Below are 26,813 nucleotides of genomic sequence, written 5' to 3'. Positions count from 1 at the left end.
CCAGCGGGCACATCAACTGGCCGCCCATGGGCAGAAACTACTGGCCATTGACAGAAGAGTGCTCCAGTCGATGGTTCGAGACGCTGCGCCGACCTTGTATTCGGTCTTTCCTGTGGTCCCCATGATCTGTTCCATAACGCCCAGGTTGGCCGGGTAGGACGGCAGAGTCAGCAGCGCTTGACTGTCAGCGAATTCGAACAGATGCTGAAAGTTATTGAGGATGCTGGGGGAGTCGAGTGTTTCCTCCAGCCACCGACTGCTGTATGTGTACCGGGAGACCAATCCCTCTGATGAGTCGTCCATCCCGAAAACGACCGGTTCATATTGGGTTGTGGAGACACCCACTTCGCAGCCAGTCCTGAAGCCCTCTTTCTCGGCGAATATATTCGCCGAGATTTCATCGTTTCGTCGCTTCGCGCGCAGTTTGAGCTTGGCGTCTATTCCGGCGCTTGGGTTCTCCTTCGCTGACGCAATTAGCCGGATGTAATTCGGGTTCGCGTACTCACTGTCGATGTAGGCCTCTAGTAGTTCGCGAGCGTCGGCTGGAGTGAAGCTCGGTGGAAGATGTATTTCTCGACGCACATCCTCCTGCAGGTACTTTCGGATCAGGTGCTCGGCGCTCTGCGGCGAAGCACGCAACTCATCTCGCATCTGTGCGTTGTAGGCCCGCACGAGTTTCTTGCTCGCGAGCAACTCGGCTAGACGTAGACCTGCTGCGGCGAGGGCGGGAAGGACCGTTTCGCTTTCGCATCGTTCGAAGGCACCATGCCGACTAAGCAGGTCCAGAAGGTCCCCGTGATAGTCGCGGCGGACTCCAGAAACTACGGTTGCGAAGTTCGTATCATCGATCGCCGTAAAGAACCGCGCTACCGCGCTACGGATCCGGGGAATCTGTGCCTTGGCCTGGTCGCGCTTCTCCTCGTTATACGCGTTCGGAAGAAACCCATGTTCGAGGTATTGCTGGACGTTGTGAAGCTCAAGGATGTCGTCGGTCCGAGTCGGGACCTTCTTGGGGTCGAACTGGTCAGCAATCTCGGCTACGCGCGGGACGTACCAACCTGTTGCCAGATCATTTGTGCCGTAGAACCGAACACGTCGTACGGCTTCGTCGTCTTCACTCACTTGCTAGCCTCACTCCACCTCACGAGCTTGCACGCCCCGAACAATGTCATTATGACGCACGGGTACGGCTGAAGACGGACCGCGCAGTCCGTCTAACCCAATGACGCCACCGGCTTCTGCCTGCATCAGCGTCGAGCTAGCCCCCCCGCGACGGACAGAAGAGTGCGCCTCGCATGACTCGTAACCGCCAGGCTGTTCTCCGCGACGAAATCTGGTCATGTTCTTCTGCATAAACGTCTAAGAATAGAGAGACTGCGTGCCCGCCGGCGCCCGGTCGCACATGGTGCGTCGGCGTGAACGTCGCACTCGCGGTGCGCGCATGTTTGTCACGGTGTGCACATGGGGAAAAGGTTGTGGGACGGTCACGAATATCGGGCGAGTGAACAGAGGGCTGAGCTCCTAAACGCAATTCCATGCCCTGACCATGTGAGGGGTGAAGCCGCTGATGGCCAGTCGGTCCTCGTCACCCAGGACCAGTTCGACGGCGAGACTGTCGTCGGGTGGTTTCTCGATCAGGACCATGCGTTTGAAGTCCTGGTTCTGGTGAAACCGGCGTCTGAGCAGGAGGTTGCCCGACATGACAGACACAACGATTGACAGCTTTGCGCTCACGACCCATGGGACGGTCCGGTCGTTGAGGACAGCATGACGGTGAAGAGGAATGCCTGAGCCGTCATTGCAAGGGCGGGAACTTGCCAAACCTCGCCGCGTCTAGTTGGCGGGAGCTTCCTCATGACCGACGAAATTTTCCAGCTCGGTCTCATCGGACTCCAATTCGGCGTCAATGGAAGGTTTGAGATCCAAGATCTGCTCCCACCACTCGTAGTTCGGATCCTCAGAAACCTCGTCGCTGCGACACCACCCCACCGCGTCCAATAGAGCCTGGACCGGCCGATTCGCCTTGTGAGCTTGAGCAACAAAAACTGCCCTAACGACCTCCCTTGGAAGGTCGTCAATTATCGATTCACAAGCTTCCATGAAGGCCGCATAGATAACTTCGCCCAGCCCCTGGCCCTTGCATTCAAGGTGCCTAGCCAGCGCGCTCAGGTGGAAAAGATGCTGCTCCTTGCCATATGGCTCGTGGTGGAAAGCCACGACCGCATCGACACGCCCGATCTCTTCGCTCACATTAACGAGCATCTTCTTCGGGGGCTTGCGAGGAACCGGCTCGGCTCGAATCAGGCTCTGGACCTTATGCGCCCATGGGGCGGTATCAAACTTCAGGTGATAGCGGCCAGGGCCAACTGAGGACTTGGGGGCGCAACAGAAATGAGCCAGAAGGTCTCGATGCTCGCTTCCGGCGTCTACCCAGCTTCGCACTACGGCTTTTTACGTGTGTACGTGCCGGTAGCTGGCTTCTTGCTGTAAGCCATGATGCGACTTGGGTGCGAGAACAATTGGGAAGTCCGATCCTCGTATTCGCTCAGACTTTCCTCCGTATCGCGGAGGATGGGCATCGTCCGGCTTGCCTTGATGGCCAGGAAAGACCGGGTCGACATCAACCCATAGATCGGAGCATGACCTGTCATGACTTCCCACCCTCTCATTGCGATACCGTTTACAGCAAAGACTATCGACCCTTGGCACCTCTTGGCCACTTGCCAAGGTCGCGTGTGCTCAACCATACAGCCGCGCAAGTCCTTTCGGTTAGAAGTTCATACTCCTTCCAATCAAGGTTAGTCCTCAGCGGACCCGATGACGGCTTGGGCTTGGGTTCCTGCTACAGGCCGCCCTTGAACGAGGTGCAGGCCCTATTCCAGGCCTGTAGGCCGCCTGCGCCGGGGGCCATCCTGCCGCGGCGGTCGTCTACGTTTGGATGAGTCCATGCCCTGGATTCGCCTCATTCGCCTTGCTCGGGGGAGTTCTTCCCTAGTCCTCCCGCGGATCGGAGCGTTCCAAGGGGGTGTCGTTGACTACCTTTGAGTGGGATAGGTCCGGCGAGGCATGTCCGTGGTTGCGGATCGGACATGGGGTTTGACATCGAAGCTGAAGCACAGATTTGGGGTGCGGCCGGGGGAGGCGCAATGAAGTTTTGCCAATTCTTTGCCAACGAGCCCGCCTCGGGCAAAGCAAAGGCCCCTGCTTCCCTTGTAATCAAAGGGAAGCAGGGGCCTCGCTACGTGGCGGTGACGGTGGGATTTGAACCCACGTTGGCTTTTACACCAAACAACATTTCGAGTGTTGCACCTTCGGCCGCTCGGACACGTCACCAACCTGAATAGGGTACCGGAGCAAGGCGCCCAACCCCAAAACGGCGCGTAAGCGGCCGCCAAAAACGCCCCGCCCCGCGGCGCCGGAACTTCCCCACGTCCGGCCGCGGCACTAGATTCATAAGCAAGATGAGCAACCCGAACCAGACAACCCCAGTCCCAATCACCGCAACCGCATATTGGACCGTCGGCCCGGAGCAGGGTGAGCTCCGCCGCGAGGAACTGCCCGCGCCCGGCCCCGGCGAGGCGCTCGTACGCTCGCTCTACTCCGGCATCAGCAAGGGCACCGAGATGGTGGTGCACAACGCCCGCGTGCCGGAGTGCATTGCCGAGGAGATGGCCGCGCCGCATCAGGAGGGCAGCTTCCCGTCGCCGGTGAAGTTCGGTTACCTCTCCGTCGGCGTCGTCGAGGAGGGCCCCGCGGACTGGAAGGGCAAGACGGTCTTCTGCCTGTACCCGCACCAGGACCGCTATATTGTCCCGGTCGAGTCGCTCACCCAGGTCCCGGACGACGTTCCCGCCCGCCGCGCCGTGCTCACCGGCACCGTGGAAACCGCGGTCAACGCCCTTTGGGAGGCAGGCCCACGCCTCGGCGACCGCGTGGCCGTGATCGGCGCCGGACTGGTCGGCGGCATGGTCGCCAAGCTCCTCGGAACCTTCCCACTGGGCCGGCTGCAACTGATCGACGTCGACCCGGCCAAGCGAGCCTTCGCCGACACCCTCGGCGTCGACTTCTGCCACCCCGACGACGCGCTGCCGGACTGCGACATCGTGATCCACTGCTCCGCCTCGCAGGCCGGGCTGCAACGCGCCCTGCAACTGGTGGGCGACGAGGGCGAGATCATCGAGATGTCCTGGTACGCGGACCGCCTGGTCACCCTGCCGCTGGGGGAGGACTTCCACGCCCGCCGGCTCTCCATCCGCGCCAGCCAGGTGGGCGTTGTTGCCCGCGCCCGGCGCCACCGCCGCAGCAACGCCGACCGGCTGGACCTCGCCGTCTCACTGCTGGCCGACCCGGTCTTCGACGCCTTCCTCACCGGCACGTCCAGCTTCAGCGAGCTGCCCGACGTCGTCCAGCGCCTCTCCGGCGGCAGCCTGGACGCGCTCTGCCACGTCATCGAATACCCTGCCGGCACTCCGGCCACAGAAGACTCCACCACCGACGCCCCAGCAACAGAAACTACGAGGTAATCCGTGTTCAGCCTGACCGTCCGCCGCAATTTCATGATCGCCCACAGCCTGCCGCGCCCGGCCTTCGGCCCCGCACAGGGCCTGCACGGAGCCACCTTTGTCACCGAGGTGACGTTCCGCCGTCGGGCCCTGAACGAGGATGCAATCGTGCTGGACATCGGCGAAGCCGGCGACGTGCTGGACGACGTCCTGGCGGGCCTGAACTACAAGAACCTCGACGAGCACCCGGACTTCGCCGGCAAACTCAGCACCACCGAAGCCCTGGCCCAGTACATCGCCGACGCGGTGGCCGGCCGGATTCGCGGCGGGGAGGACGGGAAGGCGCTCACCGGCATCGACGTCACCCTGCGCGAAACTCCCGACGCCTGGGCCAGCTACTCGCTCGAGTTCGACGCCGGCTAGCAGCGCCGTGGAAGCGCCCGGCCTCCGGCTCCTGGTGCCCGGCAACGTGCGCCACAACTCCGGCGGCAACGCCTACAACGCGGCGCTGCTCCGCGCCCTCGCGGAGCTCGGGGTGGCGGCGGAATCTTGTGGAGTCGACGGAGACTGGCCGGTCGGCAGCGCGGCGGACCGGCACCGGTTCGGCCGCCTGCTCACGGAGTCCGACGCCGGCCGGGTCACCCTGGTGGACGGCCTGGTGGCCTGCGGGGCGCCGGACGAGCTGGAAGCGGCGGCCGCTGCCGGAGCCGCGGCCTGGATCCTGCTGCACATGCCGCTGGCCGCGCACCAGGACCTGGAACGCCGGGCCCTGCAGGCCGCAGCCGGCGTCATTTGCACCAGCACCTCCGCCGCGGCGGCCGTGCAGGAACGGCACGGGTTGCACGGCTTGGCCCGAATCAGCGTGGCGCTCCCCGGCACCGAGCCCGCCACGGCCGCCGCCGGATCCGAGCCGCCGCACCTCCTCGCACTGGCCGCGCTGCTGCCCAACAAGGACCAGCTGCTGCTGCTCCGCGCCCTGGCCGGCGTCACCGACCTTCCCTGGACGGCGTCCCTCGCCGGTTCGGACACCGCGGATCCCGGCTACGCCGCCCTGCTCCGGCAGGAATCGGAACGCCTTAGCCTGACGGAGCGGGTCCGCCTGCCCGGCGAGCTGCGCGGAGCCGCGCTGGACGCCGAGTGGGCTGCCGCCGACCTCAGTCTGCTGATTTCCCGGGCCGAAACGTACGGGTTGGTGGTCACCGAATCCCTGGCCCGCGGCGTGCCGGTGATCGTCCGGCAAGGCACGGGTGCCGTCGAGGCGCTCGCTACCGGAACCCCCGAGGCCGCCGCCGGCACCCCCGGAGCCGAAGCAACGGCGCTGCCGGGCGCCGCCGTCGAACTCAACGCGGACCCCGCGCCGCTGGCAGCGCTGCTCCGCCGCTGGCTTACCGACCCGGAACTCCGCGCCCAATGGCGGGCCGCCGCCCGGGCCGCACGGGATCACCTACCCGGCTGGGACGCCACGGCGCAGGCCGTGCTGGCCGTCCTGGCCGCGCGCCCCACGAAATAGCGGCGAAAAACGGACCCCGGGATCGATACCGCCGCCGGGGAAGCTGGTGCAGAATGACCCCATGACCACCGAGCCCATGACTGTGCAACTGCCGCCCGCGGAGAGCCTCACCCCCGAACGGCTCCGGGCGTGGTCGTGGCACCGGCAGGGCCTGGACGGCTCGCTGGCCGGGTGCACGGCGGAACAGGTGTTCGCCCGGGCCGGCTGGGCACGCTCCGTGGGCGGCGCCAACCCGTACCTGACGCTCTTCGCCCGGGCCGGCATCCGGCGGTCTCAGGTGGACCGGGACGTCCTGGCGCACCGGATCCTGGAACTCCCGACGGCGCGCGGCTGCACCTACGTGCTGGGCGCCGACGACTTCGCCTGGGCGCTGCGGCTGGGACGGGACGCCGCCGAGGCCAGCTTCAAGGTCGCCGGCCGGCTCGGGGTGGACCGCGGCGAAATCGCGCTGCTGGAGGAGCAGGTGCTGCACGCCCTGGCGGAGGCCGGCGTGCCGATGGACCCTCGGCAACTCAAGGACGAACTCGGCGATTCGGTGCGCAACCTCGGCGAGGAGGGCAAGAAGAAGGGTGCCACCACCACGCTGCCCACCGCACTGGGCATCCTGCAGGCGGACGGACGGATCCGCCGCGTCCCCGCCAACGGCCGGCTGGACCAGCAGCGCTACGCCTACGAACCCTGGGGGCTGCAGCCCAGCACGCTCAGCGACGAGGAAATCCGCGCGGAACTGATCCGGCGGCACCTCGGTTGGACCGGAGGAGCCACGTTCAAGCAGTCGCAGTGGTTCACCGGTTTCACGGTCGCGCAGAGCAGAGCGGCGCTCGCCGCCGTCGGCGCCGTCGAGGTTCCCACCGCCGCCGGCGGGGACCCGCTCTGGATGCTGCCCGACGACGTCGAACGCCTCGCCGCCTTCGAGGAGCCGGGGGAGGAGCAAATCCAGCTGCTCGCCGGAACCGATTCCCTGGTGCTGCTGCGCCGGAACGCGGCGGAGCTGCTGGCCGCGGAGGACCAGGACAAGAAGGCGCTGGGTTCGCTGGCGCTGCAGGCCGACCTGCCGGACCATCCGATTCTTGACCGCGGCCGGATCATCGGGTTGTGGCAGTACGATCCGGGCTTGGAGAAGATCGCCGCCTGGGTGTTCGGCACACCGACGGCGGCCGTGACTCAGCGGATCGCCGAGGTGGAGGCCTGGATCAGGGAGGACGTGGGCGACTTCCGCGCCTTCAGCCTGGACTCACCGGCGTCACGGCAGAAGCGGATCGACGCGCTGCGGGCGTCCACCACGGCCACCGCCGAGCGGTAGCCGGGCCGGTGCGCTACGTGAGGCGTTACGTGCGGCGCCGTCCGAATGGGAGCATCAGGTTCCGCGGTGACCGGCGAAGAAATCCCGCAGCAGCGCACCGCACTCCTGCTCCCGGACTCCGGCGTACACTTCCACCCAATGATTGAGCCGGCGCTCGCGGAGAATGTCGAAAACGGACCCGGCGGCCCCGGCCTTCTCGTCCCAGGCGCCAAAGACCACCCGCGGAATCCGGGCCAGCACCACGGCGCCGGCGCACATGGCGCACGGCTCCAGCGTCACCACCAGGGTGCAGTCCTCCAGCCGCCAGCCGTCGTCGTGCAGGCCCGCCAGGGCGCGGCGCGAACGCAACCGGGCCGCAGCCTCCCGGATCGCCACCATCTCGGCGTGCGCCGTCGGGTCCCCGAGGGCCTCCCGTTCATTGCGGCCGGCGCCCAGCACCGAACCGTCCGGCCCGATCACGACGGCGCCGATCGGCACGTCCGCGGTAGCCAGCGCCCGGCGAGCCTCGGCCAGGGCCAGGCCCATCCATTCGGCATGGCGGGGCTCGGGGGTAGTCATGGCTCAATGATAGTTTCGACACTAAGCAAGCTGTGCACCTGGCCGGTGCACCGGGAAGTCGGGAGACGGCATTGAGCACCAAGACTGAGAGCTGGCTGATGCGGCGCTGGGGCAGGTGGGTGGTCCCGTACGCCGCGCTGTGGATCACGATGCTGATCGGCGGCGTCGTCGTCGTCGCCCTCGCGCTGACGAGCGCGGAAGTCTACGACGACGTCGTGGACGACGCCGGCCTGGCCAGCCTGGACAAGCCGACGCTGTCGTTCATGCAACAACTGCGCAGCCCTGGGCTGGACGCGTTCGTCACCGGCTTCACCAACATCGGCGGCGGAATCGGCATGCCAATCCTGGCCAGCATCCTGACGGCATGGCTGATCTGGGTCTCCCGGACCTGGCGGCCGCTGATCCTGATCGGCGGCGCCGCCGCCGCTTCCATCACCGCGACCACCGTCGGCAAGAAGCTGATCGGCCGCACCCGCCCCGACCACGCCGACGCGGTGCCGCCCTACGAGGATTCGCCGTCGTTCCCCAGCGGCCACACGCTGAACACCACGGTGGTGATCGGGCTGGTGGTCTACCTTGCCTGCCTGCAGGTGCAGCGAACCGTGGCCCGCGTGGCTTTCATCACGGCCGGCGCGGTGTTCATCTTCCTGATGGGCATGAGCCGCGTCTTTCTAGGCCACCACTGGATGACCGATGTGATCTTCGGCTGGGCGCTGGGACTGGGCTGGGTGGGGATCGTGATCTTGGCCCACCGGCTGTTCCATGTGCTGCGGCACCGGGAGCACACCGGCCCCGCGCCGACGTTCGACAACGAGGCGCACCTGCGCGACCCCGCCCCGGACGACGCCGCCGCTGGTGCCGCCGCCGACGCCGATACCCCCGGCTCCGGGGGACGGTCCTCAGCGTCCGGGTGATAGTTTTGACCCATGCGCACTCTCGTTGTGGACCACCCGCTGGTCGCCCATAAGCTCACCGTTCTGCGGGACAAGAACACCCCGTCCCCGGTCTTCCGCCAGCTCACCGAGGAGCTCGTCACGCTCCTGGCCTATGAGGCAACGCGGGACGTCCGCACCGAACCGGTGACCATCGAGACGCCGGTCAGCACCACCATCGGCACCGCGTTCACCAAGCCCACCCCGCTGGTGGTCCCGATCCTGCGCGCTGGGCTCGGCATGCTGGAAGGCATGACCAAGCTGGTCCCCACCGCCGAGGTGGGCTTCCTGGGCATGGCCCGCGACGAAGAGACGCTGGACATCATCACCTACGCCGAGCGCCTGCCCGAGGACCTGACGGACCGCCAGATCTTCGTCCTGGACCCGATGCTGGCCACCGGCGGCACGCTCCGCGAGGCGATCAAGTTCCTCTTCAAGCGCGGCGCCTCGGACGTCACCTGCATCTGCCTGCTGGCCGCCCCGGAGGGCCTGGCCAAGCTGGAAGAAGAGCTCTCGGACGCCAACGTGACCATTGTCCTGGCCTCCATCGACGAAAAGCTGAACGAGAAGTCCTACATTGTGCCCGGCTTGGGCGACGCCGGAGACCGCCTGTACGGCATCGCGGTCTAGCCACCGGGGTTCAGTGCCGCCCCTCGAGGTGCGGTTAAAAGGTCCTGCGGTCAAGGGTTCCGGCGGCACGCGTCCGGGACTAGCCTGTGCCCATGGACTGGAAACTTGAACTCGTGTTTGTCCCCGTCTCGGATGTGGACCGGGCCAAAGACTTCTATGTGAACAAGGTCGGTTTCAACGCCGACTACGACGAACGCCCCGCGGAGAACATCCGCTTCGTCCAGCTGACGCCGCCGGGTTCCGGTTGCTCTATCGCGATCGGCGAGGGCCTCAACGATGCCCCGCCCGGCACCGCCCCCAGCCTGCAATTGGTGGTCAACGACATCCAGGCGGCGCACCGGCAGCTCAAGGACAACGGTGTCGACGTCAGCGACATCGACGTTCAGGACTGGGGGCATTTCGTCTACTTCGCCGATCCGGATGGCAACAAATGGGCGGTGCAATACATCCCCAGCCGTTCAGGCGGCTAGCCGTCCACTGGCCCCGTATTCCGCGGGCCGCGCGGCGGCAGGCGCACGTGAGGCCCCGGATCCTGTGGATCCGGGGCCTCCTCCAGCCGGGCGCAAGGCCCGCGGTGCGTGTGGCTTAGTACCAGTTGTTCGCGTAGTGGAAGTTCAGGGCGCCGCACGGCGAACCGTAGCGGTCCTGCACGTACTGCAGGCCCCAGTTGATCTGGGTCCGGTAGTTGGTCCGGTAATCTGCGCCGGCGCTGGCCATCTTCTCGGCCGGCAGGGACTGCACCACGCCGTAGGCGCCGCTGCTGGGGTTCGTGGCCGTGGTCTTCCAGTCGGATTCCTTGGTCCACAGCTTCAGCAGGCACTGCATCTCGCTCGCTGCCCAGCCGTGCGCGGGCAGCTGGGCGGCGGCATAGGCCTGCGCGCCGGCGGGATCGTCGACGGCCACCGGCTTCGCCGGAGCGGGCGCCGGGGCTTTTACGGGCTTGGCCTTCGCTGCCGGGGCCTTGGCAGCTGGTTTGGCCGGGGCTTTCGCCTTGGCGGGCGCGACCTTGGCCGCCTGGGCCTCCACGTTCGCGGCGGCGGGGGATGCAGGAGCGTTACTGCCGACGCGTTCAAAGTCCAGGGTCTGCAGGGACGCTGCCGTGTCCTTGGCCGCGTCGGCGGTGTGCGCGGCCGTGCCGGACGCCTGGCCCGCCGCGCCTGCCCCCAGCAGGACCGCAAAAGCGGACACTACGACGGCGGCGCGTTTGCCGTTGGTCCTGAGCCCGGCGCGGGACAGGGCCGAAACGCGCTTCGCCGGCTCGGCGCGGTGGCGCGCGCTCTCGGCGTCGGACGTGCGTTTAGCGCCTTCTGGGCGTGCGGGTACCTTGAATTCAGTCATGTTCGCCTCTCAACGCCTACGGAGTTAGCTGTCGGGTTCGGATGCGAAATCCGGCCGCACGGAATTTCGACGTGGCGGCTTAACCCCAAGGGTGCATGGATGCAGAATGCCCGGGAACTCTGGGTTCCCCGTCTCTGCCTGGTCCATGGGAATCCGGGAAGCGGCAGAGTTTGGCGTCAGCCCGGATATGCGGCTAGATCGATGACCGCACCCTAAAACGGTACCGGACTTCCACTCAGATGTCACATTTAGGTAACGGCACATGGCTGCGGCGGAGTGGCGTCTTGCTTTCAGGTCCGCGGCGGGCAGGCCCGTTTCGACGGTTCCCTGCCCACCAGCTGATGGGAAGCATCGGGTGCGCGGGGAACCGTCGAAACGGCGGGGCTAACGCGTGCGCCGCCCAGCGGCCTGCCTAGTCCGCGAGCGGGGACGGTGCGGCGTCGGGCCGGTGCGGAGGTTCAGGGTGTCCTTCACGGCGGCTAGGCCCCCAGCTTGTAGACGGTGGTGTTGCCGACGGTCTGCGCCTGATAGTTGGCCGCGACCCAGTTGGCGACCTCGGAGTTGCCGCCGCGGCCCCCGCCCATTCCGCCCATACCGCCGGAGATGAAGTAGCCGATTTCGCCGCGGCCCACCATCGCCTGGAACTGCGCGAGCGTGGGGTAGGGGTCGCCGCCGTTCCAGCCGCCCAGCGCGATCACGCTGGTGCCGGTGGCGAGTTCCAGGCTGGCGGCCTGGGTGGCGCCGGAGACAATCGCGGACCACTTGGCGCCGGAGGACTTCAGCAGGGCGGTCAGCTCCGCCGAAGACGTTTCCCCGCCGGGTCCGCCGGGTCCGCCGGGGCCCCCGCCGCTGGTGCCGGCGCTTCCGCCGTCGCCCTCCGGCCTGCCGGCCGCCCCGAAGCCGCCGCCCATCGCGGAGGCGGTGGGCCCCGACGTCGGGATCGACCCGGAGTGCGGCTGGGCCGCCGTCGCCAGCGTCCAGGCCGTGGTGCCCAGGCCGCCCGCCAGCAGTGAGAGGATCACGACGCCGGCCGTGGCAGCCTTGCGGAACCGGGCCGGGAGCGCCGCCAGGCTGTCCACCCGAAACAGCAGCGCCGTGGCGGCCAGGACGCCCAGGACCACGGCGATCACCCGAAGCCCGGGCAGCCAGGCCGGGTCGCGGCCAAGGAGCACGGCGGACCACACCGCGGTGGCCAGCACCGTCACGGCCAGCACCATCCGCGCCGGCCAGTAGGACCGGCCCCGCCACAGTCCCACGGAACCGATGCCCACCAACGCCGCGATGGCCGGTGCCAGCGCCACGGCATAGTACGGGTGCACGGTGCCGCTCATGAAGCTGAAGATGCCGGCAGTGACCAGCAGCCAGCCGCCCCAGAGCAACAGCGCCGCGCGGGTGGCCGAGGTCCGGGCCTGGCGGCGGGTGAACCACAACCCGGCGGCCAGCAGGATCAGGGCCGCGGGCAGCAGCCAAGACACCTCGCCGCCGAAGCTGGCGCCGAACATCCGGGTGATCCCGGCCGCGCCGCCGAAGCCCACGTTGCCGCTGCCGCCCGGCCCGCCGGCGTTACCACCCAACCCGCCGCCGGGCATCCCGTCGCCGGATCCGGTGATCCGGCCCAGCCCGTTATAGCCGAACGTGAGTTCCAGGAAGCTGTTGGTCTCCGATCCCGCCATGTAGGGCCGGGCGGAGGCGGGCGTCAGTTGGAACAGTGCAAGGTAGCTTCCGGCCACGACGGCGATCCCCGCCGCGGCGGCGAGCAGGTGCAGGAGCCGCCGGCCCAGGGTGGCGGGCGCCGCCCACAGGTAAGCCAGAGCCAGTCCGGGCACAATCAGGAAACCCTGCAGCATCTTGGCCAGGAAGGCCAGGCCGATCACGGCGCCGGCGGCGGCCAGCCACTTCCAGCCAGCCTTCTCGATGGCCCGGGTGGTGAGGTAGGCGGCCAGCACCAGGCACAGGGTGAGCAGGGCGTCCGGGTTGTTGAACCGGAACATCAGGGCGGCCACCGGCGTCAGCGCCAGGGCGCCGCCGGCCAGCAGGCCTGCCGCCGGACCGGACACCCGTTTGACCGTCAGGTACAGAAGCCCGACGGCGGCCACCCCCATCAGCGCCTGGGGAATGAGCATGCTCAGCGCCGAGAAGCCGAAGATCCGCCCGGCAAGGGCCGGGATCCAGAGCGCGGCCGGCGGCTTGTCCACCGTGATGGCGTTGCCGGCGTCGAGCGAGCCGAAGAGCAGCGCGGTCCAGTCCTTGGTGCCGGCCTGGATCGCCGCGGCGTAGAAGGAGTTGGCGTAGCCGGTGGCTTTCAGGTTCCACAGGTACAACACTGCGGTGAGGACCAGCAACAGGGCCGCCGAGGGCCGCACCCACCGCGGCTGCGGCCCGAACAGCAGGCGTGCGCGGCGGCCCTGCACGGCGGGCGGCAAGGGAGCTGCCGGGTTAGCCGGCGTCGTTGTGGGCCCGCCCGCCGACGCGTGCGGGCTGCCGGCCGGGGCTCCGGTGGCGGGGTTGATGGTTGCGGTCATTTACTTGGCGTTTCTGTGTGGGGGAGGGCGGAGTCGGTAGAGCCGTGCGACGAAGCCGCGGCGAGGGCGCCGGGCTTCGGAGCCGCCGGGTCGGGCCGGTGGCGGAAGACCACCAGCCGGAAGAGCAGGAATTTGACCGCGGTGGCGGTCAGGTTGGCGGCGGTGACGGTTACCAGCTCGAGCCAGCGGTCCGGGGTGCCGCCGGACGCGCCGTGGACCAGGGCAAGTGAGCCGGAGGTCAGGGCCAGCCCGATCCCGAACACCAGCAGGCCCTCAAAGTGGTGGCGTGCCGCTTGGCTGCTGCCCTGGATGCCGAAGGTGAACCGCCGGTTGGCCGCGGTGTTGGCCACGGCCGTGCTGAGCAACGCGAGGAAGTTGGCCAGCTGCGGGTCCATGATTCCGCGGCAGAGCAGGAAGATCAGCAGGTACGCGAGGGTGGAAGCCACCCCGATGCTGCCGAAACGCACGAGCTGGCCGAAGAGGCTTCCGCCCGGGCTTTGTTCCTGGCCGCGCGAGGTGGCCGGCAGCGGTCCGCGGGCCAGGGCGGCCCGGAGCTCGGGAACCGGGATCCGGCCCGAGACCAGGTCCCGGCTCAGCCGGGCCATGCCGCGCAGGTCCGCGAGGGCGGTCTGGACGATGTCCACGCTGGAGTTCGGGTCGTCGGTCCAGTCCACCGGGACTTCGTGGACGCGCAGGCCGCATTTTTCGGCCAGAACCAGCAGCTCGGTGTCGAAGAACCAGGCGTTGTCCAGGGTGTGGGGGAGCAGCTGCCGGGCCACGTCCGCCCGGATGGCCTTGAAGCCGCATTGGGCGTCGCTGAAGTGGGCGCCCAGGCAGGACTGCAGGAGGAGGTTGTAGCTGCGCGAGATGAATTCCCGTTTGGGCCCGCGGACCACGCGCGAGTTGCGGGTCAGCCGGGTCCCGATCGCGAGGTCGGAATGGCCGGAAATCAGCGGGGCCAGCAGGGGGCCGAGCGCCGCCAGATCGGTGGACAGGTCCACGTCCATGTACGCCAGGACCGGCGACGGCGAGGCGAGCCACACCTTGCGCAGCGCGTTCCCGCGGCCCTTTTCGGCCATGTGGACCACGTTGACCTCGCGGAGCTCCCGGGCCACGCGTTCGGCCGTCTGGAGCGTTCCGTCGGTGCTGGCGTTGTCCGCCACCGTGATCCGGAAGGAGTGCGGGAAGAACCCGACAAGATAAGCGTGGAGCCGGCGCAGGCAGGCCTCAAGGTCCCGTTCCTCGTTGAAGACCGGGATGGTGACATCCAGCAGCGGTGCGGTGGGGCGCGTATCGACCGGGAACCGCCTGCCGGCAGTGCCGGTGAACGCTGCGGCGAGCGGGTCCGGGCATGGCGCGTCGGCCAGGGCGACTCCGCCGGGGGCGGGGCCGGCGGCCGCAACTCCGGCGGCCGCTTCGGGCGGTTCGGTCGCACCGGCTGTTGCCGGTCCGGCCGGCGTCGCCGCCGCAGGGTGGGGCGGGGTTCCTGGAGCCTGGTCTGTGAACGTCATGGCTCAACTTTCCCGGCGGCCCATATGAGGGCTTTAGGGCCAAGCTGTGCGGGGCCTGTGGAAGTCCGGGCCTGCGTTGACGTCGAGATCCGGAAGCCTCGCGGCCGGCTGGCCGGCTGAGCCGGCTACGCCGCCGGCGGTACCGCGGGCAGCCGGACGGCGAATTCCGTCCGGCCCGGCCGGGACGTCACCTCGACGGCTCCTCCGTGGGCCTCCACGATCGACTGCACAATGGACAAGCCCAGTCCGCTGGTGCCCTCGGAGGCCCCGGCCGCCACCGCCGTCGCGACCGCCGTCGTCGAGGTCCCGGCTTCGGTGACCGGGTTGGTGCGTGCGGCGTCCGCCCGCGCGAAGCGGGCGAAGACCCGGCCTAGGAATTCAGGGGCGATGCCGCTGCCGTTGTCCGTCACGGTGACCACGGCGCTGCCGTCCGCCGACCGCGTGACGCCCGTGACCACCTTCGTTCCGGGCGCCGTGTGCTTGCGGGCATTGGAGAGGAGGTTGGCGATGACCTGGTGGAGCTGGGCCGCGTCGCCGCGCACCAGCACGGGCTCGTCCGAGAGTTCCAGCTGCCAGAGGCGGTCAGGGGCCATGACTTTCTCGTCGCTCACGCTCTCGATGGCCAGCTGGGTGAGGTCGACGTCGGTGACCTTGAGCGGCTGCCCCTCGTCCAGGCGTGCCAGCAGCAGCAGGTCCTCCACCAGGGTGGTCATCCGCTCGGACTGGCTTTGGACCCGGGCCAGGGATTTCTCCCCGTCGGGCGTGAAGTGCTCGGTCATCCGCATCAGCTCCGTGTAGCCGCGGATGGCCGTGAGCGGCGTGCGCAGCTCGTGCGAGGCGTCGGCGACGAACTGCCGCACCTTCATTTCGCTCTCCTGCCGCGCTTCAAGGGCGTTGGAGACGTTCTCCAGCATCTGGTTCAGCGCGTAGCCCACGCTGCCCACCTCGGTTCCCGGATGGGCTGCCGACTCTGGGACGCGCACTCCCAGCGCCACCTCGCCGGCGTCCAGCGGGAGGCGGGAGACCTTGGTGGCCACCTCGGAGAGCTGTTCCAGCGGCTTCATGGTGCGGCGGATGACGGCGGTCCCCGCTAGGCCGATCAGGACCAGGCCGCCCGCGGATACCACGCCCAGGGTCCACACCAGCGAGGCCAGCGTATTTTGCTTTTCCGCCAGCGGGAGCCCTGTGACAATGACGTCCCCGTAGGGCGCCCGTACCGCGGTCAGCCGGTAGTCGCCGGCCGAAAGGGTGCGGTCCACGGGCGCACCGTTCGGGGTGAGCGCCAGGAGGACGGCATTGTCCGCGGAGGAGAGGCTCTCGCGGCTGGCGTCCCCGGCCAGGAAACCGGCGCTGGCCACGGTGCCGTTCAGCACGCGTGCGTTGAGCGTGCCGATGCCTTGCCCCCTGGCTTCGAGGGGATCCGGCCGGCCGCCGGGGTTGTCGGATTCCGGCCGGCCGAACTCGCTGGAACGGTGCGCTGCGCTGGCGAGCTGCTTATCGAGCTGCTGGGTGAGGAAAACGTCCATCGAGGCGTAGCTGAACACTCCCACCGCGCCGCAGATGGCCACGAGCAGTCCCATGGCGACGAGGACCAGCCGGGTGCGCAGGTGCCACGTGGACGGGTTGCGCCAGTCGTGCCCGGATACGGGTGTCACGCCGGAAAGTGTGGGCACGGATCAGTCCGCCGGTTTCAGCACATAGCCGGCGCCGCGCACGGTGTGGATCATGGGTGCGTGCTTGGCGTCGATCTTCTTGCGGAGGTAGGAAATGTAGAGCTCCACGATGTTTGCCTGTCCGCCGAAGTCGTAGTCCCAGACGCGGTCCAGGATCTGGGCTTTGCTGATGACCCGCTTGGGGTTTTCCATGAGGTAGCGCAGCAGCTCGAACTGCGTGGCAGTCAGATGCAGCTCTTCCCCGGCCCTGGTGACGTCCCGGGTGTCCACATTGAGCACCAAGTCACCCACCACCAGCTCGGCGGTGTCCATGGCGGCCACCCCGGAACGCTGCACCAGCCGGTGCAGGCGAAGCAGGACCTCTTCCATGCTGAACGGTTTGGTGACGTAGTCATCGCCGCCGGCTGCCAGGCCGGCGATGCGGTCCTGGACGGCGTCCTTCGCGGTGAGGAACAGGGCCGGGACTTCCGGCGCGAACGCGCGGATGCGGCTGAGGAGTTCGACGCCGTCGAACCCGGGGAGCATCACGTCCAGGACCAGCACGTCGGGGCGGAAATCCTTGGCGAGTTTGACCGCGGCCGGGCCGTCCGCCGCCACGGCCACGGACCAGCCGGCCATCCGCAGCCCCATGCTCATAAGCTCGGACAGGCTGGGCTCGTCGTCCACCACCAGGGCGCGAATGGGGGACCCGTCCGGGTGCGTCAGCTGGGGCAGGTTGTTGGTCATGGAGTGCGAAGTGGCCATGGAAAGACTCTCCGATCTGCCGTTGAGGCGCGGCTTTGGGGACCCTGTGCGGCACCTGTGAATCCCAGACTACCGAGCTGGATGCCGCCCGGGGAGCGAGCGGACCCATTCGCCCCGGTTCCCGCCCGCAACCCCGCTCCCGTAGGGTCCCGCAGGGCCCCGGGGAAGGTCACAGCCACGGCTGTCGGCACGCACAGCCCGGGCACAGGATCGCTTACGACTCTGGGGTGGACACGAATCCGCACCCCGACAGGAGAGACATGATGAGCGATCAGAACCCCGGAGCCGGCTCCCGGCCAACGCCCGACCCCGGCACCGGCGTGCAAAAGGGACCGGCTCCCGTGACCACGCCCCCTGCGGGACAGCCGGCGGCAGCCGGTCAGCCCGACGTCGGCGCGGCACCGGGCTGGGGCGCTCCGGCCGCCTCGACGAACCACGCCCCAGACCCGGCGTGGGCGATGCCCGGCCACGAATCGACGCCACCGGCCGCTGCCGGCTGGGGCGCGCCGGCCGCCCCGGGGTGGGGCGCGCCGTCGGGGACAGCCCCGCGGATCTCCGCGGACAAGCCGTGGACCCTCAAACGGGGGCTCGCCGTCGCCGGCGCAGCAGTTGTCCTGGCAGCCGGCGCCGGGGTGGGGGTCTATGCCCTCACGTCCAGTTCGGCGGCCGCCAGCAATACTGCCGCGGGGGCGGCCGGCGGACCGGGCGGCAGCCAGGGGTCCGTTCCGGGGATGCCCGGCGCGCAGCAGGGCGGATTCGACGACGGCGGGCTGTCCGGGCCGGGCGGTCATGACGACTTCGACGCCGGAGGCGTGGGCGGAATGGCCGGCGGACTCTCCTCCGCGGTGCACGCCGAATATGTCGTCCTGAACGGAAGCGAGTACACCACCACGGCCGAGCAGTTGGGGACCGTCAGCGAGGTGAGTTCGTCCTCGGTCACTGTCAAGAGCAGCGACGGTTTCACGCGCAGCTACGCCCTGGGCAGCGATGTGGTGGTGAGCCACGCGCAACAGCGGCGTCAGCAGGCCGGCGGCACCGGCACCCAGCTGAGCGTCGCGGATATCGTCGCCGGCGGGACCGTGCGGGTGGTCGCCGCCAAGGCCGGCGCCGGCTACACGGCGTCGTCGGTCCAGATCGTGGCGGCCACCGGCACCGGCCAGACCAACTGACCTGCGCGAACTTCCGTAGCGGGTGGGGCTGCCGGGCCAAGCGGGCCCGGCAGCATGCCCACTCCGTGGACTGGTGACGGCGGCGGAACTCTTCCTGGAGAATTCCTCCATCTATCCCATCAGTGAACGATTTCCGACCTGAGGTGAGGAGTGGCGAAGAATCTTCGGCTAGGAGGCCCAAAAGGGCACTCGTTCGACAAAACACGTATTGATTCGTTGGCTTACCAAAATTGTGATTTGCGCTACAATCGGCGTTTTCGTCTCACGATGCGGACTTTGGAGTCCATTGTTACTTGCTAGTTCTTATTGTTACGTTGCACACTTCAATTGTGAACAAGAACTCAACAGCACCTGCAGCCGCAGCTTCCTGGATCAGCGCACCAGCTGGTACTGAGATGCCCTGTTGTCGAATGCACGCCTAACTTCTACACCCCAGAACGTTTCTAGGCATTCGCCCCCAGCCCAGCGTCGGGCGCCCCTCCCCAGTTCTCATTGCGGGGAACCAGCATTCGAGCCGCGATGACGGCCATTCACATTGAGGTAAGCATTCCATGTCAGTTGCATCCGGATACGTCCACATCTCCGTCCGTAACGCCAACAAGGCCGGACAGGCCGGTCTCCGCCAGGGCTTCGGCGGACGGCCGAGCTTCGGCCCCGCCGGCTCCGGCAACAGCTTCCCCGCTCCCGGTTACGCGGCGCAGGGCTACAACCCCAACTCCTACGGCCAGCTTCGCGCCGTCCCCGCGGCCGAACCGGCCCCGTCCACCGCCCCGACCCCGGTGATTGCACCTGGCAACGGCAGTGCGGTCCGCCCCGTGCCCAACGACAACGTGGCCCGCGGCTTCGTGCTCTACATGGGCATCGATGAGGAAACCGCGGCCGCCGCCGGAACCTCCATTGCCAAGCTGGCCCAGGAGATCCGCGCCTACGCCCAGTCCCTGGTGTCCGGCGCCGAAAGCTACGCCGCCGTCGCCGTCGCCCCGGCGTCCGCGCCGGGTTCCGCGCTCGACGTCGTCCGGTCCACCTTCGGCGACCCGACCGCCGGTGCCCGCCAGCGTGCCGAGAACGCACGCCTGCAGCAGCCGCAGGACCCGCGCCCGTCCGGCGTGCTGATCGACCTCGCCCGCCGTGAAGTGGCGCTCGACGGCGAATCGCTGAACCTCACGTTCAAGGAATTCGAGCTCCTCAACTACCTCGTGGAGAACGGCACCCGCACCGTGGGCCGCGACGAGCTCCTCGAGGGCTTGTGGCGCAACGCCGAAGAGGTGCCCAACGAGCGGACCATCGACGTGCACATCCGCCGGTTGCGCTCCAAGCTTGGCCGGCTCGCCAATACCGTGCGCACTGTCCGCGGCCAGGGTTACCGGTTCTACGAGCACCCCGAGGTTGTTGTCTGGGCCGCTCCTGAGTACTCCATCTAGCCTTAGCTTCACGCCAAAGCGCCTGTCCCTTGTTTGAGGCGGGCGCTTTCGCTTTCGCGGCACGATCCCTCGGCGCCTGCGCTCGTTCCTCCCCACCGCCTCCCTAGCCTCGCAAGCTCGGCCAGGGGACCCTGGCGGCGTGGCCCCACGCAACAACGGCGCTTTCGGGATGTGCCGCTGCGCTGCAGCACCCGCAGTCGCCGGAACGCTACTAGGCCGGGCTCCGCGGCTGAGGCGGCGAGGCCGGATTTTGGGGCCGCGGCGTGGCGGGCACCGCGGGGGCCCACTGCCGCGAGGGCCCCGACTCGAGCTTGCGAGAGCCGGGAGCGGCTGGGGACGGGCACGGCCCCAAATCCGGCGAAGCCGCCGCCGGTGGCTCCGCGGCTTTTGGACTCTGTTGCGTTTGGGGGCTTCGGCGTAGTCTCGGTCCCGTCGATCCGACTATCGGGAGGAATCATGTCTGTTGCACGAATTACTACCCTGAGCTCCAACTCCAAGACCTCGTTTGATGCCGCGATCAAGGAAGGCGTCGACCGGGCCAACAAGACGTTGCGGAACGTCACCGGCGCCTGGGTGAAGGAGCAGAAGGTCGAAATCAGCGACGGCGCCGTCGTGGCCTGGCATGTGGTGCTGGAGGTGACGTTCGTCCTGGACGACTGAGGGGCGTCCGCGGTGGAGCGCGCCCGTGGCGAAGCCCGCCCGCACTAGGATTGAGCCATGAGCGCGCATCACATGAAACGGCTGGTGCTCATGCGGCACGCCAAGGCGGACTGGCCCGGCGGCGTGGCGGACCACGAGCGGCCGCTGGAAGAGCGCGGGCACCGGGAGGCGCCGCTGGCCGGGAAATGGCTTCTCAAGCACGGCGTGGTCCCGGACTTCATTCTTTGCTCCAGTGCCCTGCGGACCCGGCAGACCTGCACCTGGGTGTGCAGTGCGCTGGGGGACAAGGCCCCGACGCCAAAACTCGAGGACGGCCTCTACGGCGCCTCGGCGCTGCGCATGCTGGCGGTCATCAACCACGTCCCGGACACCGTCACGACTTTGATGGTGATCTCGCACATGCCCGGCGTGCAGGACCTCGCCATGCATCTGGCCTCCCGGGACTCCAACCATGACGCCTACATGGACGCGGCCACCCGCTATCCCACCAGCGGCCTGACGGTCTTCGAGACGGAGAAGTCCTGGGCCGAGCTGGACGGCCAGGATGCACGGCTCACGCACTTCAAGGTTCCCCGGGCGAAGTAGGCGCTGCCGGCGGCAGCTTGATGGTCAGCACGATGATTGTGTTGTTTACTGATGCTGTTATTGCTTTTACTGCCGGTGTTTTCTTAACGACCGAGGGAAAAGGTGGATCAGCGTGGATTCAGGACAACTCGTAGGGATCATCGTCGGCATCGTGGTGGTGCTCGCGATCATCGCGGTGGCAATCTATCTGGGCCGCAAACGCAAGACGGACGCGGACCGGAACCGGGCCGCGGAAATGCGTGAAAAGGCCCAGGCCGACCAGCTGGCCGCGCGGGAACATGAGGCCAAGGCGGCGCGGGCGGAAGCCGACGCGAAGGCGGCCGAAGTCGAGGCCGAACGGCTGCGCATGCAGGCCCGAGGCACGCAGCAGGAGGCGCAGACTGTCCGAGCCGGCGCCGAGGAGCAGCTCCGCCGGGCCGACGACGTCGATCCGGACGTCGTGACCACCGAACGTGGCGACGCTGACACCGCCGGCCGCGACGCGCAGACCCGCAACACGGAGGCCCGCAACGCCGAGATCCGCGACGCCCAGACACACGAGGAACTGCACCCGCACGAGGAACTCCGCCGGGACCGGGGCGACCGCACCCGCCCGGCAGACACGGCAGGCGCCGGTGGGACAGCAGATACGGCAGGCGCCGGTGACACCGCCGGGATCCGCGAGGAAACGGTCAAGGAGCGCCGCGACACCGACGGCCCGCACGGCGAACGGCCGCGCAATCTCTGAGGCCCTGCAGCGGCAGCGGCCGGCGCGGTGACCCCTCGTCATTCCGGGCTGGCCCTGCTCGTCGCCATCCTGTGGGGCGTCAACTTCGTCGCCATTGACCTTGGCCTACACCCGGTGGGGGCGCAGATGCCCCCGTTGCTGTTCGTGGCCATGCGCTTCACCCTCGTGGTGTTCCCCTGCATCTTCTTCATCCGCAAACCGGACGTCAGCTGGAAGGCGATCATCGGCGTCGGGCTCCTGATGAGCGCGGGCCAGTTCGGCCTGCTCTACCTGGCCATGGCGCTCGGCATGCCCGCGGGCCTGGCCTCGCTCGTGCTGCAGGCCCAGGTCCTGCTGACCGTCCTGCTGGCGGCCGGGATCCTGGCCGAGCGGCCCACCCGCCGCCAGCTCGCCGGCGTCGTGCTGGGGATTGCCGGGCTCGCCGTCGTGGCCGTGGGCCGCAGCCTCGTGGCCCCCGTCCTGCCGCTGATCATTGTGCTGGCCGCTGCGCTGTCCTGGGCCGGGGGCAACATTGTGGCGCGGAAGGCGAAGGCCGCGTCCGGTCTGGGTCTCGTGGTGTGGTCCGGCGCCGTCGTGCCGCTGCCGCTTGCCGGACTCTCGCTGCTGGTGGACGGGCCTGCTGCCGTCTCGGATGCGCTGGTGGGGCTGCAACCGGTGACGATGCTCAGTGCGCTCTACACCGCCGTTTTCGGTTCACTCATCGGCTACGGCATCTGGAACCGCCTGCTGGGGCTGTATCCGTCCTCCGCCGTTGTTCCCTTCACACTGCTCGTCCCGGTGGTGGGCATGACGACGGCGTGGCTGGTCCTGTCCGAGGTGCCCTCGGCGGCGGAAGTGGCCGGCGGGCTGCTGCTGCTGGCCGGGGTGGCGACCGCCGTGCTGCGGGGACGCGGTCCGCGCGGCGGCGCGGCCGCGGCCGGTCAGCGGCGGGTGGGGGACTTGGCTGCCGGACGCGCTGGGGCCTTGGCCGCCGGTTTGAGTGGCAACGTGGCGGTCGGCTTGGACGACGGAGCCGCCGGGCGCTTTGCGGCCGGTGCCGACGTCCGCGCAGCCGGGTTCCGCGGCGTCGACGACCGCGGCGTGGCGGACCGTGCTGCCGCGGCGGACGGCGTGGCGGAACGTGCTGCCGGGGGACGCGGTGCCGCCCCGCGTGCCGCGGAAGTTGCTGCCCCGCGTGCGGCGGGCCTGCGGGGGGCCGGGCCCCTGGCCGCGGACGCCGGGCGCCGGGACGCGTAGCCGGGCCGCGGTGCGGGGCGTCGGCCGGGCACGACGGTGCCGGCGAGCAGCAGGAGCAGCGTCACCGTCCCCGCGGCAGCCGCGAGGTAGAAGTACAGGTCCGGATGCTCGGTGTCCACGTTGGTGGACAACGCGTTCGGGTCCGGATTGAAGGCCAGCCCCCACTGCCGCAGGAACGCGATGCCGAACGCGATGAAGAGAATGCTGCCGATCCCGCTCGCCAGCAGCGTCTTGTACCGCCGCCGCACCAGCACCTCGGCCACGCAGGCGATGTAGGCGACGGCGGCCGCGGCCAGGAACCACAGCCCCACCGTTTCGTGCAGCGTGGCACCGGTGAGGACCAGCAGGGCCACGGCGGCGACGGACGCTCCGATGGCAGTCTTTCCGCTGTTACCCATGTGGCGCATGTGAACAATCATCCCCGAGCGCGGCTACTTCACAACGTAGCCACGCATGATCGCCATGATTGCGGCGACACTTTGCGCCCTGGTGCGCTCCGGGTTGTAGGTCTGGCGGTCCAGTCCCACCACAAAGCAGGCGCCGAAGATGGCCGTCTCCAGGCTGCCGCGGGACAGTGCGGGGTCCACCGGATACTTGGCGGCCACGGCCTCGATCGCGGCGCCGATCACCCCCAGCAGGCGGCCGCGGAGCTCGGCGAAGGTGTCCTGCCACTCGCTGGGGGTCCGCCAGTTCTCGCTGACCCACAGCCGGGCGAAGGACGGGTATTCGGCCATGAAGTCCATGGCCTGGCCGATCATCTCGTCCATGGCTTCCAGCGGGTCCGCCGAGCCGTCCTTTACACTGAGCAGCCGCGCCATCAGGATGTCCACCCCGTGCCGCAGCAGCTGCGCGATCAGATCCGATTTGCTGCCGAAGTTGTAATACACCGTGCCCTTGGAGACGCCCGCGGCTGCGGCGATCTCGTCCACCGTCACGCCCGCGGCCCCGCGCTCGCCGATCAGCTCCATCGACGCCTCGAACAACTTCTGTTTGGTGGCGTTGGTGCGCCCCGGCCGCAGCTTTTTGCCGCCCTCGGCGTCGGGCGCCGCGGCCTCGCGGGGCTGGGTGCTCATACGGCGATCTCCGGCTTCAGGGTCTTCAGGGTCCAGAACTTGTGCTTCCGGACGGCGACGGCGGACATCGCCAGTCCCAGCAAAGTGTAGCCAACCAGGCCCAGCATGGTGGGCAGGATGCTGGCCAGCTCGGCGCCGTAGATCAGGTGGCGCATGCCGTTGACCACGTAGCCCATCGGCAGCAGCTGGTGCACCACGTGCAGCGGCTGCGGGGTGGTCTGCCAGGGGAACGTGCCGCCGGAGGAGACCAGCTGGAGGACCAGCAGGATCAGCACCACCAGCTTGCCGGGCGAACCGAGCAGCGCCACCACACCCTGGATGATCGCGCTGAAGGCCATGGCGGCGGCGAGCATCAGGACCCACATGAGCACGGGATGGGCGGGGTCAAGGCCCAGCCCCACATCCACCACCAGGGTCAGCAGGCTGGCCTGGACGGCGGACACCGCCAGGAACGGCAGCCAGCCGCCGACGGCGATCTTCCACGACGGCGCGTTGGAGGCCAGGGCGCGCTGGGTGACCGGCCGCATCGCCTGGACCAGCATAAAGATGCCGATCCACAGGGCCAGGGTGAGGAAGAACGGTGCCAGTCCGGCCCCGTAGGAGCCCGCCTTGGCCTGCGAGACGTTGCTGACGGCGACGGGGTCCGCCATGACCTTGGCGAGGCTGTCCTTCTGCGCGCCGTCCGGGTTCGGAACCTTGCCGGCGCCCTTGGCCAGTTCACCCGCGAGGGTGCCGGCGCCGTCGGACGCCTTGGCCGAGCCGCTCTCAAGCCGCGCGGCGCCGTCGTCGAGCTGCCGGGCGCCCTGGGCGAGTTTTTCCGTGCCGGCCAGGGCGTTCTGCTCTCCGGCGGCGAGGTCCGCGGTGCCACCGGCCAGTTGCTCCGCCCCGCCGGAGGCCTTCCCGACGGCGTCGCTCAGGGCCGGGGCCGCGCCGGCCAGCTGCAGGGCACCCGCGCTGACGGCGGCGGAGCCGTCCGCCAGCTGCTGCACCTGGGCCGCCGCGCCTTTGAGGGCCGCCCCCGCTCCGGACGGCGCCGGCGCGGCGGTGGCATCGTAGTCGGCGAGGATGGCGTCCGCCTGAGCCTTGCTGATAACGCCGGCGGCGACCAGGCGGTCATTGGAGGCCACGACCCGGCTGCGCTGTGCCTTCGCCGCGGCCTGTTCCGCGGATGCGAGCTGGCCCGCCATGCCCTGCAGCTTCGTGTTGAGCGCGGCGTTTCCGGCGGCCACCTGGGCGGCGCCGTCGGCCAGCCGCTGGGAATCCGCCGGCAGTGCGGCGGTCTTGTCCTGGAGCTGGCCCAGGCCGGCGGCGAGCTGCCCGGCCCCGGCGTTCAGCGTGTTGGCGCCGTCCAGGAGTTTCCGCTGCCCGGCCACGAGTTCGCCGGCGCCGTTCCTGAGCGATGACGTACCCTGGTGCAGGCTGGCCGCGCCGTCGTGCAGCGATGACACCCCGCCCGCGAGGTCCCGGGTGCCGTCGGACGCCTTCAGCATCTGGGAGTGGATGGTGCCGAAGCCGGTGAGGAGCTGGTTGGCGGTCTCCTCGCCCACCTCCTTGGCCACGGTGGTGTGGACGGCGGTGGTGAGCTTGTCCACGATCGTGCCGAGCAGGTAGTTGTTGGCGTCGTTGGTGGTGACGTTCAGCATGGCCTGGTTGGCGGCGTCGAAGCTTCCCGGCGAGGCGAGGTTCGCGGAGAAATCCCGGGGGATCTTCAGTGCGAACGCGTACTGGCCGCTGCTCACGCCCTGGTCCGCGACCTCCGCGCTGGAGACGCTCTGCCAGTTGAAGACGTGGCCGTCGACGAGGCTGTCGGCGACCTTCCGGCCTGCCTCCAGCCGGGTGCCGTCGGCGGACGTGGCACCGGTGTCCTCCACCACAAGGGCCGCGTCGATCTGGTCCAGCTTGCCGTAGGGATCCCAGTTGGCGTAGAGGTATACCGCCCCATAGAGCAGCGGCACCAGGGTCAGGGCCACGATGGTCAGCTTCGGCAGCAGGCCGCCGGTCATGCGCTTCAGTTCGGAACGGGCCAGCCGCAGCACGGTCATCGGGCGTCCTCGCTTTCGGGGTCTTGGTGAGCGTCGGCCGGTTCCGGCGCGGGGCCGGCGTTGCCGATCTCCGCGACTGGACCGGTCCAGCCCGGCGGGAGGCTGCCGACGGTGGCGACGACGGCGAGCGGCCGGCCGGCGTCGTACGCCAGCTCCTGAAGCCGCGGCAGCCAGTCGGCCGGATCGCCGCTGTGACGGTCCGGGGAGTCGACCACCAGCAGGTCGGTGAGCGGATTGGCCAGGGCCAACGCAGTCAGCAGCTCCAGCCGGCGGCCCGCGGGCAGCTCCTCGGCCCAGCGCCCGGCGATGTCCTCGAAGCGGTTGACCTTGAGCCAGGGCGTGCTGAGCAGCGCGCCGCGGTAGCGGCGGGGGATCAGGGCGAGGTCCTCGGTGACCAGGTCGCGGACGCTCAGGTGCTGCTCCGGCTCGTTCACGCCGGGGGCGTCCACGACGGCGCTCGCCTGCCGCAGCTGCTTGATCCGGGTGCCGCCGTCCCATTCGAGGGTGCCGTCGGTCGGCTTCATCCGGCCGCTCAGGGTCAGCGCCAGGGCGGTGCGCTGGTCCTGGCGCTTGCCGGTGACGAGCAGGAGCTCACCCCGGGCTGCCTGCAGCGAGGTGGGCGGGAGCAGGGAGTCCCGCCGGCCCTTCACATGGAGCTGTTGAACGCAGAGCAAGGT

Annotated in this window: 24 protein-coding genes, 1 tRNA gene, 1 pseudogene and 1 riboswitch; of the genes and pseudogenes, 13 read left to right on the top strand and 13 right to left on the bottom strand. The window is 68.8% G+C overall.

The window, feature by feature from the left end:
* Positions 1-12: 12 nt before the first annotated feature.
* From ABIN76_RS14820 to ABIN76_RS14805, 4 genes are all read right to left on the bottom strand, one after another.
* Positions 13-1,122: a hypothetical protein gene (locus ABIN76_RS14820; RefSeq protein WP_346960442.1), complete on the bottom strand. Its 1,110-nt coding sequence runs from the start codon at positions 1,120-1,122 to the stop codon at positions 13-15.
* 399 nt (positions 1,123-1,521) lie between these two features.
* Positions 1,522-1,710, bottom strand: a complete 189-nt coding sequence (locus tag ABIN76_RS14815; RefSeq protein WP_346960441.1) for a hypothetical protein — start codon at positions 1,708-1,710, stop codon at positions 1,522-1,524.
* A gap of 123 nt (positions 1,711-1,833) precedes the next feature.
* The gene (locus ABIN76_RS14810; RefSeq protein WP_346960440.1) at positions 1,834-2,250 is read right to left on the bottom strand and encodes a hypothetical protein; all 417 of its coding nucleotides are present in this window, start codon (positions 2,248-2,250) and stop codon (positions 1,834-1,836) included.
* A 993-nt stretch (positions 2,251-3,243) separates the two neighbouring features.
* Positions 3,244-3,333 (bottom strand) — tRNA-Ser (locus ABIN76_RS14805).
* 128 nt (positions 3,334-3,461) lie between these two features.
* Between ABIN76_RS14805 and ABIN76_RS14800 the strand changes: the two genes are divergently transcribed.
* The 4 genes from ABIN76_RS14800 (at position 3,462) to ABIN76_RS14785 (ending at position 7,315) form a co-directional block, all read left to right on the top strand.
* Positions 3,462-4,523 (top strand): dehydrogenase, encoded by a 1,062-nt coding sequence (locus ABIN76_RS14800; RefSeq protein ID WP_346960439.1) that lies wholly within the window; start codon positions 3,462-3,464, stop codon positions 4,521-4,523.
* Between the two features lie 3 nt (positions 4,524-4,526).
* Positions 4,527-4,925 (top strand): 6-carboxytetrahydropterin synthase, encoded by a 399-nt coding sequence (locus ABIN76_RS14795; protein ID WP_346960438.1) that lies wholly within the window; start codon positions 4,527-4,529, stop codon positions 4,923-4,925.
* A gap of 7 nt (positions 4,926-4,932) precedes the next feature.
* The gene (locus ABIN76_RS14790) at positions 4,933-6,012 is read left to right on the top strand and encodes a glycosyltransferase (RefSeq protein ID WP_346960437.1); all 1,080 of its coding nucleotides are present in this window, start codon (positions 4,933-4,935) and stop codon (positions 6,010-6,012) included.
* Positions 6,013-6,073: 61 nt separating this feature from the next.
* Positions 6,074-7,315, top strand: coding sequence for a DNA glycosylase AlkZ-like family protein (locus ABIN76_RS14785; RefSeq protein ID WP_346960436.1), 1,242 nt, complete (start codon positions 6,074-6,076; stop codon positions 7,313-7,315).
* 54 nt (positions 7,316-7,369) lie between these two features.
* Here ABIN76_RS14785 and ABIN76_RS14780 read toward each other — a convergent pair whose 3' ends face one another.
* The gene (locus tag ABIN76_RS14780; protein WP_346960435.1) at positions 7,370-7,873 is read right to left on the bottom strand and encodes a nucleoside deaminase; all 504 of its coding nucleotides are present in this window, start codon (positions 7,871-7,873) and stop codon (positions 7,370-7,372) included.
* Positions 7,874-7,971: 98 nt separating this feature from the next.
* On the opposite strand from ABIN76_RS14780, the gene ABIN76_RS14775 reads away from it, so the two are divergent.
* The 3 genes from ABIN76_RS14775 to ABIN76_RS14765 all read left to right on the top strand — a co-directional run bounded on the left by ABIN76_RS14775 (position 7,972) and on the right by ABIN76_RS14765 (position 9,905).
* The gene (locus ABIN76_RS14775; protein WP_346960444.1) at positions 7,972-8,787 is read left to right on the top strand and encodes a phosphatase PAP2 family protein; all 816 of its coding nucleotides are present in this window, start codon (positions 7,972-7,974) and stop codon (positions 8,785-8,787) included.
* A gap of 12 nt (positions 8,788-8,799) precedes the next feature.
* Positions 8,800-9,435 (top strand): uracil phosphoribosyltransferase, encoded by a 636-nt coding sequence (upp, locus tag ABIN76_RS14770; RefSeq protein ID WP_346960434.1) that lies wholly within the window; start codon positions 8,800-8,802, stop codon positions 9,433-9,435.
* Between the two features lie 92 nt (positions 9,436-9,527).
* Complete coding sequence (locus ABIN76_RS14765; protein ID WP_346960433.1) at positions 9,528-9,905, top strand: glyoxalase superfamily protein; 378 nt, start codon at positions 9,528-9,530, stop codon at positions 9,903-9,905.
* A 115-nt stretch (positions 9,906-10,020) separates the two neighbouring features.
* Here the strand turns inward: ABIN76_RS14765 and ABIN76_RS14760 are convergent, their stop codons facing one another.
* The 5 genes from ABIN76_RS14760 to ABIN76_RS14740 form a co-directional block, all read right to left on the bottom strand.
* A complete protein-coding gene (locus tag ABIN76_RS14760) occupies positions 10,021-10,773 on the bottom strand; it encodes a hypothetical protein (protein ID WP_346960432.1) in 753 nt (250 codons plus the stop codon).
* Positions 10,772-10,959, bottom strand: a riboswitch (cyclic di-AMP (ydaO/yuaA leader). It overlaps the preceding gene by 2 nt.
* A 293-nt stretch (positions 10,960-11,252) precedes the next feature.
* Positions 11,253-13,295, bottom strand: a complete 2,043-nt coding sequence (locus ABIN76_RS14755; protein WP_346960431.1) for a glycosyltransferase family 39 protein — start codon at positions 13,293-13,295, stop codon at positions 11,253-11,255.
* Positions 13,292-14,806, bottom strand: coding sequence for a bifunctional glycosyltransferase family 2/GtrA family protein (locus tag ABIN76_RS14750; RefSeq protein WP_346960430.1), 1,515 nt, complete (start codon positions 14,804-14,806; stop codon positions 13,292-13,294). The genes ABIN76_RS14755 and ABIN76_RS14750 overlap by 4 nt, the downstream gene beginning before the upstream one ends.
* A 125-nt stretch (positions 14,807-14,931) precedes the next feature.
* Positions 14,932-16,461, bottom strand: coding sequence for a HAMP domain-containing sensor histidine kinase (locus ABIN76_RS14745; RefSeq protein ID WP_346960429.1), 1,530 nt, complete (start codon positions 16,459-16,461; stop codon positions 14,932-14,934).
* 21 nt (positions 16,462-16,482) lie between these two features.
* A complete protein-coding gene (locus ABIN76_RS14740) occupies positions 16,483-17,223 on the bottom strand; it encodes a response regulator transcription factor (RefSeq protein ID WP_346960428.1) in 741 nt (246 codons plus the stop codon).
* 263 nt (positions 17,224-17,486) lie between these two features.
* On the opposite strand from ABIN76_RS14740, the gene ABIN76_RS14735 reads away from it, so the two are divergent.
* The 6 genes and pseudogenes from ABIN76_RS14735 to ABIN76_RS14710 form a co-directional block, all read left to right on the top strand.
* On the top strand, positions 17,487-18,392 hold the full coding sequence (locus ABIN76_RS14735; RefSeq protein ID WP_346960427.1) for a hypothetical protein: 906 nt from the start codon (positions 17,487-17,489) through the stop codon (positions 18,390-18,392).
* Between the two features lie 551 nt (positions 18,393-18,943).
* Entirely contained in the window at positions 18,944-19,813 is an 870-nt protein-coding gene (locus ABIN76_RS14730) for a winged helix-turn-helix domain-containing protein (protein WP_346960426.1), read from the top strand.
* A gap of 456 nt (positions 19,814-20,269) precedes the next feature.
* Positions 20,270-20,473, top strand: a complete 204-nt coding sequence (locus tag ABIN76_RS14725; protein ID WP_146335814.1) for a dodecin family protein — start codon at positions 20,270-20,272, stop codon at positions 20,471-20,473.
* A 57-nt stretch (positions 20,474-20,530) separates the two neighbouring features.
* A complete protein-coding gene (locus ABIN76_RS14720; protein ID WP_346960425.1) occupies positions 20,531-21,058 on the top strand; it encodes a histidine phosphatase family protein in 528 nt (175 codons plus the stop codon).
* Between the two features lie 112 nt (positions 21,059-21,170).
* A complete protein-coding gene (locus ABIN76_RS14715) occupies positions 21,171-21,785 on the top strand; it encodes a hypothetical protein (protein WP_346960424.1) in 615 nt (204 codons plus the stop codon).
* A gap of 27 nt (positions 21,786-21,812) precedes the next feature.
* Positions 21,813-22,679 (top strand): annotated as a pseudogene (locus tag ABIN76_RS14710) (EamA family transporter); the annotation flags it as partial.
* 773 nt (positions 22,680-23,452) lie between these two features.
* Here the strand turns inward: ABIN76_RS14710 and ABIN76_RS14705 are convergent.
* From ABIN76_RS14705 to ABIN76_RS14695, 3 genes are read right to left on the bottom strand one after another with little or no spacing between them, the layout of a single operon-like run.
* A complete protein-coding gene (locus ABIN76_RS14705; protein WP_346960423.1) occupies positions 23,453-24,094 on the bottom strand; it encodes a TetR/AcrR family transcriptional regulator in 642 nt (213 codons plus the stop codon).
* Positions 24,091-26,136: a YhgE/Pip family protein gene (locus tag ABIN76_RS14700; RefSeq protein WP_346960422.1), complete on the bottom strand. Its 2,046-nt coding sequence runs from the start codon at positions 26,134-26,136 to the stop codon at positions 24,091-24,093. The genes ABIN76_RS14705 and ABIN76_RS14700 overlap by 4 nt, the downstream gene beginning before the upstream one ends.
* Complete coding sequence (locus ABIN76_RS14695; protein WP_346960421.1) at positions 26,133-26,810, bottom strand: ABC transporter ATP-binding protein; 678 nt, start codon at positions 26,808-26,810, stop codon at positions 26,133-26,135. Before ABIN76_RS14695 ends, ABIN76_RS14700 begins: the two co-directional genes overlap by 4 nt.
* Positions 26,811-26,813: the final 3 nt, after the last annotated feature.

It is taken from the genome of uncultured Arthrobacter sp., assembly GCF_964021775.1.
Classification (GTDB): Bacteria; Actinomycetota; Actinomycetes; order Actinomycetales; family Micrococcaceae; genus Arthrobacter.
Note: the sequence above shows the minus strand (reverse complement) of the source record. Positions and strands in the feature narration are given on the sequence as shown.